Source organism: Thermofilaceae archaeon, from assembly GCA_038731975.1.
In the GTDB taxonomy this organism is placed as follows: Archaea; Thermoproteota; Thermoprotei; order Thermofilales; family Thermofilaceae; genus JANXEW01.
Genome location: JAVYQJ010000025.1, coordinates 1 through 14,616 on the forward strand (window position 1 = coordinate 1; position 14,616 = coordinate 14,616).

The window sequence follows — 14,616 nt, forward strand, 5'->3', positions numbered from 1 at the left end:
TGGTCAGAAGGATCAGCCCGATGACTGAGGGTAGGATAGCCCGTGCACTCAACGGTTACGTAGTCGCGGAAAGTTTTTTCAATAAATGCTTCACTGTCGATCTAAGTGTCTTCAAAAGTATTTACGCTAAAAAACTGTTTTCGCTCCTATTGCTAAAGGAGCTCTACAACGCGGCGATCAAGCGAGGGATAGCGGAGGGTGTTGTTCACGCAACGCTAGTAGAGGAAGCTTGGAACATCATACCGTACCGTCGGTTAGACTCTGAACCGACGATAGGTGAGCGGATGTTTGCAGAGCTCCGCAAGTATGGCGAGTGCATGATAGCGGTCGCTCAAAACCCGACTGAGATAGCGTGGAGCATCATCAACAACGCTGAGCTTCTACTGATTCACGCGATGCTCGCGCGGGAGTTCGAATCGCTGGGCCTTGACCCCGTGGTATTGAAAAGGGGTGATGCCATCGTTATCGAGAGAGGGGTCGTCAAGCTGATCCATGTTAGAAAATTTGGGTAACGGTTCGAGCAACACTTATATCTGTCAGGTTCAAGCAGATCGCGGGTGCGATCTTGGGCGTTAGAGAGCGGCGATTGCGAGTGAGGAGGCGCGACGAGGTTCCAAGGGGCCAGGCTAGGATGAACCCAAAAGCTATGGAGTACCTCGGTATTAAGGATAAGGTTGAGATAGTGATCGGTGGCAAGAAGAGGTACGTTTTCACCGTGCTCCCCCTAGATAAGGTTCCGGAGAACGAGGTCTGGTGCAACTCCGATGAGATGAGGGAGCTGGGGATCGCCGATAACACTATAGCTGCTACACGGGCTTTAATCACTGGGGGTGAGAGAACTTGAGCGTCACAATCGCGGCAGGGGGCCCCCCAGCGACTGCTGACGAGAAGTTGATGAGTCTGCTACGCAACGAGATCCTAGCAGCCAGAGAAATGGCTAAGAGCCTGTCAAGCTTGCTCACGAGCGGAGCAGGGGCAGAGCCTCGAGCTGCTTCGGCGGAGATAGGAGAGCAGAAGAAGCATGCGGAAAGGATTCAGCAGGAGTTCCTCAGTTACTTCTCCCGAATTGCGCCATCGCTGTACACACGGGAGGAATGGTTGGGGATCTTCTCCAAGATAGGAGGCATCGTGGATAAGCTGGGAGGGTTAGCCCATAGGATAGAGTTTCTACTCGCAAAGCCTTGGGAGTCACCTCCGCCTCTGAGAGATCTTCTGACGAAGATGACGACGCTTTTAGTATCAATGATGGACAGTTACTTAGCTATGATGAACTCGGCTCTCGTAAACAGGGACCGCGCTCTCGAAGCCAGAGGTAAGATATCGAGCTACGAGAAGGAGATGGACTCGCTGTACAGAGAGGCTATTTTCTCAACTCTAGAGTCAAAACTTCCCGCACACATCATGTTCCTGCTTCTCAACATAGCGGAGATGATCGAGGATACTGCCGACCTGCTAAACTCGTCCGCCGACGACCTCTACCTCATCACCATATACTCTACAACCTCCTAGCTTAACTACCGAAGAAGTCGAGCAGCGTTCGTTGAGCGGTTTCGAGCAGCTGGTTCTCCTTCACGCCGAAGTACTCCAGAACTCTCATCGCAGCGGGGATCACCTGCTTCCTCACGTAGTAATCCAGATCTAACTCGCTCATACTCTTCACCATGATGTACGGAACGGCCTTGTCGGCCAGCCTACCCGAGCCACTGACGATCACGAAGCCAATCTTTCCGCCCTTCGTCACCCTGTACCCGCTCTCGATAAGCCTCCTGGCGGCAGCGACATGGGCAGCTTCAACCTCATACTCGTCGAGCCCTTTGCCCAGGGACTTCCAAATGATCAGCTTCTCGAGGGGTACGCGCCCGCTTCTCAAGTCCTCGATCACCTTCCTCACGTAGTTAACAGCCTCCCCCACATCACCCTCCTTCAGTATAAGTTCGATAACCCTCTCCTGAACCTCCTTGGCTATCTCCGCCCAGTCACCCCTCACGGCCTCGAGCCCGACCACATCGATACGCCCGTCTTCGAGGAGGCCGCAGTACCTCTTCTTCGCCTCCGTAAAGAAGACCTTAACGTAGACTTTATCGACCTTGATGTCAAGGTTCAGCTGCTCGTTAATCGCCTTCACCAGCGTCTCCACCTTTTCAGGCTCGTACACCACGAACAAGCTGTCAGTATCGCCGTAGATCACCCTCAAGCCCAGTTTTCTCGCGAGAGCTATGGTCTCGGTTATCGTCTTCCGCCCCCACGCCGTCGTAGCTTCAGCTACCTCACGCTTGTACCACCTAGCCCCCACCCAACCGCAGTAGCCGTAGCTCGCGTTCGCTACGACTTTCAACGCTCTCTGCCTCTCATCAAGCAGCCTGTACTCAGGTGAATCCGGATTCAAACCCTTCATCTTCGCACGGATCGCCCGCCTGGCCTCGAGCAAGTTCTCTAGAACTTTCTTGTAGAAGCCTGGAGGATCCTTCCTGAAGCGATGCCCCACCTCTGGCGCAACATGGACTAAGGAATCATCGACTACCTCATCGGGTGGAACGTACGTGTCGGGGGATATGTTGTACTTGATCATCAAGCTGGGGTACATTGAAGTAAAATCCAGTACAGCCACGTTCTTGTGAACGCCTGGTGAAGGCTTGAGCACGATCGCCCCGCGGTACGGCTCGTACGGTCGTTCAACCCTGTTCGGTATCAACTCGCCGTACTCGAATGCGGCCCTCATCAAGTACCAATCGACTCGGTTCCCAACGGAAGCTGCGCCAACCTGGTCTAGCGGAAGACCGACGATGTTTGACAGCTGGATGGCGAAGGGTAAGAACTTCTCAGCGAGACCGTACGTGCTCTCAACGTCATCGATGGAGTACCTGATGAGCAGCGGCCTCTTGCTCAGGTCGTCCCAGTATTCGTGGATTCTGTGCCCCTCGATCAGTACTCTCTCGCTTCTCTTCTTTACGCCAAGATAATCCGCTATGTTATCCAACGTCTTAACTTTAACCTCGTAGACCTCTTCAGCGAAGTCGTACAGGTCTACATTGGCCCTCCCCACTATCGAGTAGTGACCGTACACGCTGGGAGTGGGCTCCCCTCCTCCCCTCGATACATCGAGCTTCAATCCGTGGCGCTTAGCGCGTTCCAGCAGGTAAGGCCAGTCGAAACGGTTGCTGTTGTAACCAACGATCACGTCGGGGTCAAATGTCTGCAGATCCTCGATGAACGCCGCTATCGCCGGCTTATCATCCTTCCCCTCAGCCGTGAACACTTTGACTTCGCCGCCCCGCTTCACCGATATCACGATGATCGGGTCGCGATCCGCGTTCGGCTCCCCAAAGGGGTTGTAGCACTCGATATCGAAGGCGTAGACCCTTAGATCGGGAGGGTCCTCGGGGCCCAAGTACTGCGGCGCAGACTTAGCCAGGTAGACTTTCCCAACCCTCCAGCCGCGCTCATTGGGGACTTCCTCGACTTCAACCGAGTGCCAGCCGCAGGGGCGCACGCCCTTATCGATCATGTAGCGCATGTAGAACCGGATGTCGGCCTCTAGAACCTCGCGTACACCTTCGAGCTTGGCTACAGCTTCACGGAGCTGAGGCACAACGCGAGGCGACATTAAAGTTACCTTAACGGCTTTAACCGGTTTCCCGAAGTACTTCTTATCAACGATTTCGACGCCTATCACACCGAACTTACCACCGATCCCCGCAATCCTCTTTGCGACACGCTCCTCTGAACCTTCCTCCGGGAGAACGTAGATGTAAGGTCGAAAGCTCCTATCCAGCACGACAACCCGCTCGCCACTCCTGTCGATACCCCAGAGCCTAACCTCGGGAATACCTCCCACTACGTCGTAGCTAGCGTCTAGCAGCCAGAACTCTCTCAGCATCTCAGTCAATAGGCCCTGGGTGGAATTAAAGTTTAGTCCTCGATGCTTTTTCCCTTCCCCGCCTGCACTGATTCTCTGCCGCGAATTGAGGCCAGGAGTTTCAGAAGCTCGTCACGATAGAGCGCGATCGCGATCAGAACGGCTGCGATGCCGAGCCCGATCCCCGCCCCCTGCGCGAACGCGACGATCACGTGCGTTACTGGCGTCAGATCGACTCCAGCCGAGGAGAGAGCCGCCGTTACTATGAGTAAGATCGCTATACCGTGCACGACGTTTATCGTAGCTGAAACCCCAACGCTCGTCTCCTTGAAAATCCTACCCACGAACTCAAAGATCTTCTCGACGATGAGTAAACCCACGATTAAAACAAGCACTCCAGCGACTATCCGCCCCACCACAACGAACAAACTTTGAGCTACAATTTCGGCTTCAGGCACTCTCAGTACTCTTATCGCCAGGGCGACGCTGAGAACGTACACTGTGACCCGCGTGGCGAGATCTACGAACGTGGACAGCGTGTAGCCTGCCTTGCTCAAGTGTGCTCCTAGCGGTGTGGCCATTAGGGCTTCATCGGCCTTACCTAGCTTAACGATAGTAGCGGCAAGCTTGCCCAGCAAGCGGCCTAAGACCCATCCTAAAACCAATGTAAGAATCATCGCTAGAGTTCTTGGCAAGATGTACGCTAGGGCAGCGGTGTACTCGTCGAGTAGGAACCTTAGGTTATCCAGGATGGCCTGTATAAGATCCGGCACAGCGTGGCGATTGTACGATGGTATAAAAACGCTGCGTAAGAGTGGATTGCCCTAAAACCTCCGATAACAGTACGTTTTCGTCATAAGCCGAGCAGCTTTAGCACCGTCGCGTAGAGCGCTAGGAGTAAGACGAGCAGCGTTGCAACTGTCAGCGTGGCGTACAGTAGCCGTACAGCGTATATGAACTCAATGTATGTGGCGTGGAAGGCCTGCCTGCCCGCCACGTAAAGAGGGTAAAGGTGGCTGGCGAGCCTCAGCTCCTCGTACGTTGCTCCTCTGGCGGCCGCTACTCTGTACAAGACGATCAGGCTGACCAAACGGAGGATTGAGGACGCGTAGAACGCAACTGGACCAGCGTAGCCGTACAGCCAAGCCCCTAAGCTAGTGCCCACCGCCGCGAGTATCGATGGTATCGTGTTGTAGACGGCTATGTAGACGTGCCTGTACTCAGCCCCGTAGGCGATGGCGTAGTTGAACGAAGCTAGGTTGAAGCCCGTCCAGAGGAACGAGGAGTAAACCTGTAGCGCGATTTGGCCAGGAAGGCTTGGTAGGTGAGGGAAGAACGCTGGAACAAAGACTATACCCAGCCCCGAGATCAGGAACGTTGCTCGGGGCCCGAACCTGTCGTAGAAGCTGCCCCACGGCGGATTCGCCAAAGTGCCGATAATGCCGCCCGCGAGGTTGATCGCTGTGAACCAGCTTTCATCGGCCTTGAACGCTGTGTACAAGTGGTAGTTCCATATCGCAGCGACGATGTTGACGGAGAAGGACCACGTTGCTAGCGCGCCAGAGTCCTTTATCACTTCGCTATTCTTCAGCGTCGAGAAAACCTTCGTCAAACGGAGGTTGGAGCCCCTTGGCCTGACGGGGTCACCGTACATGTACAGTAGTGGGACTGCGGCTAGTAGGAAGAGCGTACCCACTCCAAATGCCGCTGCGTACCCTTGAGGGTAGCCGTACGTATCGTATATGAACTTCGCAAGAACAAGCCCAATGATGTTGATGACACCGTGAATAGTGTTTCGCAGCGCAAACAGTCTGCCGCGACGCTCTGGCTCAACAAGGTCAGCCATCAGGTCGGTCCACGCTAGGCCCGCGAAGATGCCTAGAGCGTTAGACAACCATAGCAGCAGCATGACTTCCCGCGCGCCTCCAGCTACTCCGATAATCGCCAGTAGTACGCCAAGCCAGGTAGCCCTGCTGACCGCCGCGAACAGGGTCATGATCATCAGCCGCTTCTCTCTGAACCTGTCGAGGAGAACCGCAGCGGTTAGCTGAAGAGGGGGTGTGGAGACCTGAACAGCGGCTGTATAGAGGGCGAGCGTGGTCGCGTCGGTCCCCAAGCGCAGCAGTAGGGGTGTTGTCATGGGGCTTATCAGCGCTGAGCCGAACACTGTGAGCGCACCTTCAACGACACTCACCTTGTAGCCACGCGACGAGCTCCTCAGATCTCTGAGCGCTGAGGACATGCTAAGGCGCCGCTGTCTAAGACATGCCTTTATTGTTTTTCTCCGTTATTTTACACCAGGCGTAACTGCTAGGCACTTGGGTGGTATGTCGAAGAAGGAAGCGAATTAAATAGAAAGAGAAGGGGATAGTTGATATTATAGAACTATTCCTTTCGCTTTGATTATCTAGCAACTAGCACCACATAGGGGCTACCTGATCCTCGTGAGCATCCTCCTGGGCAGATCTGCAGGACTACTCGGCTTACGGAACCTTTAAGGTACTCCTCGACGGCTTTAGCGCAAGCTGTTGGCCCTACGGCGACTTTAACACCTTCGATGCGGCTCGTGTTCACCGGCTGCTCGGGTAGGTCGGTCACAGTGATCCTAGAGTTCTTTGCGAGCTCGACAAGCTCGTGCGCCGTTATAGCCGGCTTGTGATCTTCCTTCCTTGCAGCGCAAGCCGTTATGATAACCGTGCCTCTCTCGCCTCCAAGCTTGACACGACCCTTTACGGGCGCGTTCGGGAAACGCTTCTTTAACCATCTTTCCTCAGCCGAGCTGAAGGGTACAATGCCGTCGTACTCCAGTGTTCCCTCGAGGGGGTTAACGACTGTTGCGCTGCTGAAGCCGAGCTCCGTTAGCAATGAGAGAACTTGACCGGGCTTAACACCAAGCGCGGTGGCTGCGCTTTCCAGTGCGTACGTCTCTACGACAGCGGTGCCCCCCTCGCGCATCAGCTTGATCGCCTCCTCTACGTCGCTCCTGTACGTCACGGCTGCGACGGGGCAGTAGGCAGCGCAAAGCCCGCATCTGATGCAACCCGCCTCGAGGAAGGGCAGTTGTGCCGGTGTGCTCACTATAACTCGGAACCCCCTAAACGCTTGGGTGAGCGCGTGAGCTTCCACAAGACCGCAGAACTCGACGCACCTTCCACACACTATGCACTTCCCAGGATCCAGCTTCAGGAAGTCATCGCTGATTACGAGATCCTGGGTTAAGCGTTCGTACTCAAAGCGTCTCTCGTACTTTGAGGGGTTGAACCCCAGGGAAAACGCGTTGAGAACAGCGACCAACTCGTCCACGCTGGCTGGACAACCCCTCACGTAGCTGTCGATTTTGACGAAACGGTGGAGTGGAAGAGCGTCAGCGTACCCTTTAGCCTCGTACTCCTCCAGTTTCAGGCCTAGCCTGTACCCCAGCGTCGTAATCCCGCCCAGCCTCGCGCAGCTGCCCAGCGCGATCAAGTACTTCGCCTTACTCCTGATTCGCTTGAGCTTCTCAACATCAGGGGTTGTGACCGCCCCTTCTACAACAGCGATGTCGTACTCGGTGTCTTCGGTGAGCCCCAGCAGTGGTTCCCTGACTATTTCGATGTTAGGGATCGATGTCAGCTTGTGCAGCTCACCGATTATCCTGTACCTGCAGCCCTCACAGGCACCGAAGGAGAAGAAGGCCACCTTCATTCCAACCACCTAGTGCACGGAGCAGGGGAGGCATGGGTCATAAGCTCTCACGAGTGCTGCTACCAAACGCTTGATGCGCCCCTCGTCCTCTATGCCGTTCTCGACGGCCCACTTTACGAGGGCTTCGCCCGTAACCTCTATGTGCCTCGCGTTCATAACAGTTGGAGTGATGATGTTTGCGTACTCCAGCCTCCCCTTAGCAACCCTGTAGTGGTGTATCAGGACGCCTCGCGGCGCTGTGGCCAGCCCCACGCCTTCACCGTCAACCTCGGGGCACTCCGTTAGGACGTGGGGGTGCACTCCCTCACCCTTTGACGCTAGCTCGTCTAAGATTTCCGCCAAAAGGCCTGCCACGTACGCCGCCTCGATATACTGTGCTTTAACGTTATCAAAGGGGTTGGAGAAGTCCACGGCAAGTGTCCTCTCAAGGTCGATTATCTCCTTGGGTAGGAAGCTCCGGTAGGCCTTAAGCCTAGCCCTTGATCCTACGTAGAAGGGCTCCCCCTTGTAGAGGACGTAGTGGGCATTCGAGTAGGGGCTTGCGAATTCCTCCAGCGCCTGCGCGTACCCCCCAGCCTTCACGACCCTTCCATCGGAGAAGAGCAACTCGTCAGAGAAGAAGGGATACTTTTGCTGCGACGCGTTAAGCACGCAGTACGTGGGCGCTGGATCCTTAAAGCCCTCGCAGAGTGGCTCCCACACCTTGCTCAGCTCCTCTGCCGTTTCCATCAAACTGTTTGCGACGCCCTTCAGCATCTTGCTGGCCGAAATCAATTCGTGCACGCTTACCGGCTTGCCGTGCGTAGCCACTCCCAGGCTAGGCAAGTGGACGAACCTTCCAGCCACCCTCTTACTTACCTCGAGTAGCGACGAGTTCACAGCCATGAGCGTACTGAAAAGGCTTGGGTGGGCCTTAGAGAACTCCACAACGTTACCGTGGCCCGTAAAGTCGGGTATGGACATAAGCACGTGAACGACGTTATTCTGGACTATTTCGAGGCCCTTCGCCACCTCTCTGAGCGAGAGTACCTCCGGTTTTGGTTTCAGGCCTAGCGCTTTCTCGGCGGCTTCTATCGAGCACGTGAGGTGGACTTGGCTGCAGACACCGCAAATCCTCGACATGACCCAAGGCGCTAGAGTTACTGGTCTGCCTTTAAGGAACCTTTCGAAGAACCTTGGCTCCTGGGCCACGCCAAACTCGACTCTCACTTTTGTTCGCTCCCCCTCGATCTTAACATTGACCTTTCCCGCGACGGCCGGAACCTCCTCGATGAATAGAGCCAACTTACCGCTCATTTCACCCCACCTTCGTTGGCAACTCTCTTAACGATCGCGAACTCCTCCAGCGAGTTCCAGAAGATCTCCGCCTTACTTAGAACCAACTGAGGGTCGAAACCCAGCTCAGCGTACCTCTCGAAAGCTCGCCCCAGGACGTCGGCTCTCGCTATCGGCCCCCTGCAACCCCAACATTCGCCGCCACCGACTATGCATTCTGCGTTGCAACCCGATTGGGTAATCATCCCTAAGCACAACAAGCCTTTACGAAGTAGGCACTCATCTTTCGGCAGCGGGCACTCAGAGCACACGGGTATGCCTTCTACCATGAGCTCCTTAGATAATTCCACCAGTGAGCAAGTGCTCTTCCTCTCGCACTGCCAGCACTCGATCCTGTGGAACTTCAAGACCAGCTCGAAGTTTACTCGTCTCATTTCCCAGAGATCCTGTGATGAGGCAATGAACTCCTCGTCCCTGTAAACCCGGTAGTTACAGGCAGGGAAGAAGCGGCCCGCAGGGGTTTTAACAACGCAGAGCCGGCAGCTCGACGATTCGTACAAGCCGGGTACTACGCAGAGCTTGGGTATGCTGATCCCCGCTTTTTCAGCGGCTTCCAGTATTGTTGTACCCGGTTCGACATCCACTATTTTACCATCAATCTTTACCTTCACCAAGGCTCATCACCCCGATCCGGAGGCTTTAAAAACCGCCCTAACGGGGCAGACCGTGAAGCAAACACCACATCTTATACACTTCACCTGGTCTATCCGGTACTTGCCGCCGTCAGTCTTCGAAATCGCATTAGCAGGACAGTTCGCGGCGCACTGCCCGCAAGCTATACATTTCACCTCATCGATGATGAACCTAGTTAGGGCTAAACAGACCTTGGCGGGGCACACCCTATCCTTAATGTGCGCTATGTACTCGTCCATGAAGTATCGGAGCGTTGTAAGGACAGGGTTAGGGGCTGTACCACCCAGCGCGCACAGGCTCATTGATTTCACCGTCTCTGCTACTTGCCGCAGTGTAGTGACGTCCTCTTCGGTTCCCTCGCCCCGGGTTATCTTATCGAGAATACCCCACATGACCCTCAACCCCACTCTACATGGGATACACTTACCGCAGGATTCAGCGGAAGTAAAGGTGAGGAAGAACTTCGCAACGTCTACCATGCAGCTGTCATCCCCGATCACCACTACACCGCCGCTTCCCATAATGGCACCCGCCGATTGCAGCGTCTCATAGTCGACTGGCAGGTCGAGCAACTGAGCTGGTACACAGCCTCCCGAGGGACCTCCTATCTGTACAGCCTTGATTCTCACCCCATCCGGAGGCCCTCCCGCGAGATCCTCCACAAGGTACCTGAGGCTAGTTCCTATCGGAACTTCGTATGCTCCAACCCTCTTGACCGAACCGGTTACGCAGAACATCTTCGTGCCTTTGCTCCTCTCAGTACCCAACGCGGTGAACTTTTCCACTCCTTCGGCCATTATCGTCGCAACGTGGGCCAAAGTTTCTACGTTATTCACAGCCGTCGGTTGCCCCCAGAGCCCCTTCTCGGCAGGGTAGGGTGGTCTCTGCCGCGGCCAAGCTCTCTTCCCCTCTATGGCAGCTATCATCGCAGTTTCCTCGCCGCAGACAAAGGCTCCCGCGCTCAGAATGACTTCTATGTCGAAGCTGAAGCCTGAACCAAGTATGTTTTCACCCAGCAAACCGCACTTCCTCGCTTCTTCAACAGCCTTTTGAAGCCTCCTCGCCATTAGGGGCTTTTCTGCCCTCACGAAGATGAAACCCCTTTCAGCGCCGATAGCGAAGCCCGCAATGGTCAGCCCCTCAACAATCCTGAAGGGGTCAGACTCCGCTAGGAGCCTGTTCATAAAGGCTCCTGGGTCCCCCTCGTCAGCGTTTGCGATAACGTACTTGGGCTTCGCCGGCTGCTGCCTCGTAAGCCTCCACTTGAGCCCCGTCGGGAAGCCTGCGCCGCCTCTACCGCGTAGACCACTCTTCTGGATCTCGTCGATAACCGCGTCAGGCCCTATTTTCAGAGCCCTGCTCAGCCCCCTGTATCCACCGCTAGCTACGTACTCTTCAAGCGACTCCGGGTTTACGACACCGCAGTTGCGGGAAACCCACCTGACCTGCTTCCTCCAGAAATCCAGTTCGTTGAGCAGCGGTACTTTCTCCTCTCCCTTGGCCGTCCCTGTCCTCTCCCACAGCGCGAACGCTCCTTCAACCTCATGCTTAACGAAGTATTTTTCGACAAGTTTAGGAACGTCGCCCGGCCTAACGTTTGCGTAGATGGCTGTCGGCATCCCTACGGCTGAGAACTCCAGCCAAGGATCGATGAAGTCCAGCCCGTGACACCCGGTTATGGTTACTGTTGCCTCCAAACCGAGTTTTTTAATGGCATCCCGTACTGCGTTGTAGATGCCTTCGGCCCCCGTCGCTAGCGTGCAGCTAGCCATCGGGACTTTTACCTTCGCACCCTTCTCCCCGTACTTTAGCTCCTTAAGCCTCCTACGCCTGCGCTCTCTACACTCCTCGTCACTGTGGCAGAGCGGCCCGTTAAGCCGGCACTCGATGTAATCGCGGCAAGGCTTCTCCGGACTGTGGCTGCACCTTTCGCAGCACCTATCGAGCAATGTCCACGTCAACCTTCACCACCCCGCGCAAGCTTACGGTAACGCTCTACGGCCGCTCGAAGGCTACGGGGCGTAGCCCTTCCAATAATTTCGTTGCTCCCATCAGGCTTCAGTATCATGACAACCGGTGCTAAACCACAGCAACCGAAGCATCTCGCCTCTTCCACTGAAAAGATTCTGTCCTGCGTAGTTTTTTGACCTGGCTTTAAGTTCAGCATGGTCCTTAGAAACTCGAGATTGAGCCCATTCCCTCTTAAGTGGCAAGCGGTTCCCATGCACACCAGTATTCTGTACTTCCCGATCGGTTCGAGGCTGTACTGGTGATAAAAAGTCGCTACACTGTACGCCTGAGCGAGAGGCACGCCCACGTAATCGGCCGCCATCTTTATTCCCTCGAGAGGCAGGTAACCGTAAACCGCCTGAACCCTCCTCAGAGCTTCCAGTAGGCTGTAGGGCGCTCTATGCAGCCCCTTGAACATTTCGTATTGGGGCGTCGTGGAACATCCCTCCTCACTCATCGAGATGCTGCGTATTCCGACCTTTTAAATGAAAGGTATAAAGACTAGGTAGAGATATTCGGCTATCATATATAGCATAAAAGGCACACGTACTATCTATTTATTCACTTTATTTTTCAATTTATTTACATTTTGGATCGATTTTTGACCAAAAGGTGAGGCATCAGCACTCAAGATCCTCGTCATGCATCCGTCAAGCCTGGTTCATCACTCTGCCTAACCATGCATGCCCTCAGTAATATGCATTTGGCTCTTGCTGCTTTAGCGTTTGAGCGTACGCATTATCTTGTAGCGTCCCATTATGCTCCAAACCTCCACTTCTACTCCCGGCTCTATTTTTGATCTGACGTCAGGATCGTCGGGTAGTGGAGCCTCAAAGGTGGAGTAGTCTTCCAGGCTCATCACCTGAACTATGTCACCGCCGAGAGACGCGAGAACCTGCCCTGGGAATTTCCTCACGATTGGAGTTTCGACTTTGGAGTCTGCAGGGACGATTAGGGTCCTTTTCACACCATCAAATATCCCTATAGCGACTATGCGGACCTTAGCTGACCCATGTTTTCCAGTCTTTGATCTCTCGACTTCCGTGACCCTACAGGGTTCGCCATCTATTACCACGAAAGAGCCCTCCTTTAGGGACCCAGCATCTACGGGCTTCGTCGACATCGTCTCTCACACGGACGCAGTCCTACCCACTATTAAAACCTTGCCTAATCGTGAAAGCCGTGAATGCCTTATAAGATCTGTTAACCGGGTGTATAGGATTCGCATGCGAGGCTTTACGCGCGTGTGGGTTTACGTAAAACCGACGGTCAGCAAGGAGAAACTCCTAATGCTGGAGAACTTCTTGGAGAAACAGGGTTTCCAGGTTGCCATCCACTCGGCCTGCCCCTTCCCCAGTGACTCTCCAAGATTGGGTCCCGAGCAGGCAGTTGGGTGGGCAGATTTTGCCCTAGTGGTTGGTGGTGATGGGACGCTGCTTAAAGCGTTCCATGAAACACGGGGAGTAATCCCCCTGCTGGGCGTGAACAGCGGCGATAGTCTAGGCTTCCTCATGGAGGTGACGTTGGACAACGCAATTCCAGCGCTCGAGCTCGTCGCGCAGGGCAAGTACACTATCGAAACCCGACTTGTTGGTGAGGTGGTTATTGGTAATTGGCGCTCCATCTTCGCCAATGAGGCGGCGATACTCACATCACGCTGCGGCGTTCTCCTTAGAGCGAGGGTGCTCCTGGACGATGAGTTGGTAATGGAAGGCCGGCTTGACGGCCTTATCGTCGCAACACCTACGGGCTCCACCGCTTACGCACTGTCAGCGGGTGGAGCCATTCTGGACCCTTTGCTTGAGGCGTTCATAGTAACTCCTCTAGCGCCGTTTTCAGCTCTGTTGAAGCCCTTCGTAGCTTCCGCCACACGTAAACTGACGGTGGTGATCGAGGGTGGCTGTAGTGTGGTGATAGATGGAGCGCTGACCAGCAACTTTAACAATTGCGAAATTATGGTGGCTAAATCGCCTGTAAGCCTCAAACTCATTAAGGTAAACCTGGGGGAGAAGCTCAAACTCAAGTTGATGAGAAGGCTGCTAGATCTAGTACCAGCGCGAGAAGGGACGCTTGAACGCCACTTTGCCTGATCCAGTAAGGGTGCATAACCCGCCTTCCCAAACCTAGATAGCAGCGATCGAGAGCGAGTATCCATTGGTGCCCCGGCCGGGATTTGAACCCGGGTTATCCGTGCGGCTAGACCGCACTCCGGCTATCCTCAGGCCTCAGCTTCGAAAGGCCGGCATACTTGACCGGGCTATACGACCGGGGCGCTCTAGGAGAGGTAACTCTCCAACGCTTTTAATGGCTTTCGTTTCAGCCATCGGCCAATAAGCACTAATCAGATGCCTTCCTCCTCAACAGGTACGCTTTCAGCCTCTGCCACCTCCATCGCTTTTAGCCTAGCTTGCTGCTTCATCAAACGTGTGATGTAACCCGCGATTCTGTTCCTCACCTTTTTGCTGGCGCTTATAAGCTGGCCTACCACACGCTTATTATGTTCAAAGTCTTCTGTGAATTTATCTGGGTACTTTTCGAGTAACCTCCTCGCTGTGCGCTTTACATAGAGGGGTCTTACCTTCCCCATCGAACGAAGGGGTGCACAAACCTCCTTAAAAATACTCTACCCTGGGTCCGATGAGCGGTATTTTCTATTTTCACATTTAACTTCATCCGTGATCTTCCCACTTTACCGCCTTCTGAGACCTTGATGATCATCGCTCTACATCAGCCTTATCGGCGCGAATGCTATAAAGATGTGAGAAAATTGAAGGCGGTGGTGGGGCCGCCGGGACTCGAACCCGGGACCTGCGGGTTACCCCCGAGTTCCAGTGCACCTGGAGCCTCGGCCGCTTAAGCGACCGCCGCCATACCTTGCTAGGCCACGGCCCCCTCCGTTTCCTCGCCCACCTCCAGGTAAGCATTGTACTCGACCGGCTTATATGCTTTTACTGCGACTGCGCACTCTCGGGGTTCGGGCCTGTAGGCCCTTGGGCCTTCCTGTCTCGAGCCCCATTTTCATCGGGGCCCATGTCACCGGCTCAGCCCCGCACAGGGTAACCCCACAGCCGCGGCTGAACTGCGGGGAAACCCCTGTG

At 54.8% G+C, this 14,616-nt stretch carries 14 protein-coding genes and 2 tRNA genes; 4 read left to right on the top strand and 12 right to left on the bottom strand.

The features are described 5' to 3' along the window. From QXF46_07845 to QXF46_07855, 3 genes are all read left to right on the top strand, one after another. Positions 1 to 512: hypothetical protein (locus tag QXF46_07845; protein ID MEM0226773.1), on the top strand; the 512-nt coding region annotated here is incomplete at its 5' end. A gap of 53 nt (positions 513 to 565) precedes the next feature. Further along, positions 566 to 844, top strand: a complete 279-nt coding sequence (locus QXF46_07850) for a hypothetical protein (GenBank protein ID MEM0226774.1) — start codon at positions 566 to 568, stop codon at positions 842 to 844. Beyond that, the gene (locus QXF46_07855; protein MEM0226775.1) at positions 841 to 1,509 is read left to right on the top strand and encodes a hypothetical protein; all 669 of its coding nucleotides are present in this window, start codon (positions 841 to 843) and stop codon (positions 1,507 to 1,509) included. The genes QXF46_07850 and QXF46_07855 overlap by 4 nt, the downstream gene beginning before the upstream one ends. A 1-nt stretch (position 1,510) precedes the next feature. Here the strand turns inward: QXF46_07855 and QXF46_07860 are convergent, their stop codons facing one another. The 9 genes from QXF46_07860 to QXF46_07900 all read right to left on the bottom strand — a co-directional run bounded on the left by QXF46_07860 (position 1,511) and on the right by QXF46_07900 (position 12,641). Beyond that, positions 1,511 to 3,877 carry a DNA polymerase II gene (locus QXF46_07860; protein ID MEM0226776.1) on the bottom strand — a complete coding sequence of 789 codons (2,367 nt, stop codon included), beginning with the start codon at positions 3,875 to 3,877 and terminating at the stop codon, positions 1,511 to 1,513. A gap of 32 nt (positions 3,878 to 3,909) precedes the next feature. Continuing rightward, positions 3,910 to 4,629: a hypothetical protein gene (locus QXF46_07865; protein ID MEM0226777.1), complete on the bottom strand. Its 720-nt coding sequence runs from the start codon at positions 4,627 to 4,629 to the stop codon at positions 3,910 to 3,912. An 80-nt stretch (positions 4,630 to 4,709) separates the two neighbouring features. After that, positions 4,710 to 6,098: an MFS transporter gene (locus QXF46_07870; GenBank protein MEM0226778.1), complete on the bottom strand. Its 1,389-nt coding sequence runs from the start codon at positions 6,096 to 6,098 to the stop codon at positions 4,710 to 4,712. A gap of 161 nt (positions 6,099 to 6,259) precedes the next feature. Then, a complete protein-coding gene (locus QXF46_07875) occupies positions 6,260 to 7,540 on the bottom strand; it encodes a hypothetical protein (GenBank protein ID MEM0226779.1) in 1,281 nt (426 codons plus the stop codon). 9 nt (positions 7,541 to 7,549) lie between these two features. Beyond that, positions 7,550 to 8,836 (bottom strand): nickel-dependent hydrogenase large subunit, encoded by a 1,287-nt coding sequence (locus QXF46_07880; protein ID MEM0226780.1) that lies wholly within the window; start codon positions 8,834 to 8,836, stop codon positions 7,550 to 7,552. After that, positions 8,833 to 9,486, bottom strand: a complete 654-nt coding sequence (locus tag QXF46_07885; GenBank protein MEM0226781.1) for a 2Fe-2S iron-sulfur cluster-binding protein — start codon at positions 9,484 to 9,486, stop codon at positions 8,833 to 8,835. Before QXF46_07885 ends, QXF46_07880 begins: the two co-directional genes overlap by 4 nt. Positions 9,487 to 9,495: 9 nt before the next feature. Continuing rightward, on the bottom strand, positions 9,496 to 11,469 hold the full coding sequence (locus QXF46_07890; protein MEM0226782.1) for an NADH-ubiquinone oxidoreductase-F iron-sulfur binding region domain-containing protein: 1,974 nt from the start codon (positions 11,467 to 11,469) through the stop codon (positions 9,496 to 9,498). Then, positions 11,466 to 11,975 carry an NAD(P)H-dependent oxidoreductase subunit E gene (locus QXF46_07895; GenBank protein MEM0226783.1) on the bottom strand — a complete coding sequence of 170 codons (510 nt, stop codon included), beginning with the start codon at positions 11,973 to 11,975 and terminating at the stop codon, positions 11,466 to 11,468. The genes QXF46_07890 and QXF46_07895 overlap by 4 nt, the downstream gene beginning before the upstream one ends. A 261-nt stretch (positions 11,976 to 12,236) precedes the next feature. Next, positions 12,237 to 12,641 (bottom strand): translation initiation factor IF-5A, encoded by a 405-nt coding sequence (locus tag QXF46_07900; GenBank protein ID MEM0226784.1) that lies wholly within the window; start codon positions 12,639 to 12,641, stop codon positions 12,237 to 12,239. A gap of 103 nt (positions 12,642 to 12,744) precedes the next feature. Here QXF46_07900 and QXF46_07905 point away from each other — a divergent pair, with 103 nt between their 5' ends. Further along, positions 12,745 to 13,608 (top strand): NAD(+)/NADH kinase, encoded by an 864-nt coding sequence (locus QXF46_07905; protein ID MEM0226785.1) that lies wholly within the window; start codon positions 12,745 to 12,747, stop codon positions 13,606 to 13,608. A 65-nt stretch (positions 13,609 to 13,673) separates the two neighbouring features. On the opposite strand, the gene QXF46_07910 is transcribed toward QXF46_07905, so the two are convergent. From QXF46_07910 to QXF46_07920, 3 genes are all read right to left on the bottom strand, one after another. After that, positions 13,674 to 13,790 (bottom strand) — tRNA-Glu (locus QXF46_07910). 69 nt (positions 13,791 to 13,859) lie between these two features. Beyond that, on the bottom strand, positions 13,860 to 14,105 hold the full coding sequence (locus tag QXF46_07915) for a 30S ribosomal protein S17e (protein MEM0226786.1): 246 nt from the start codon (positions 14,103 to 14,105) through the stop codon (positions 13,860 to 13,862). Positions 14,106 to 14,295: 190 nt separating this feature from the next. Beyond that, positions 14,296 to 14,410: transfer RNA gene (locus tag QXF46_07920), tRNA-Trp, on the bottom strand. Positions 14,411 to 14,616 lie beyond the last annotated feature (206 nt).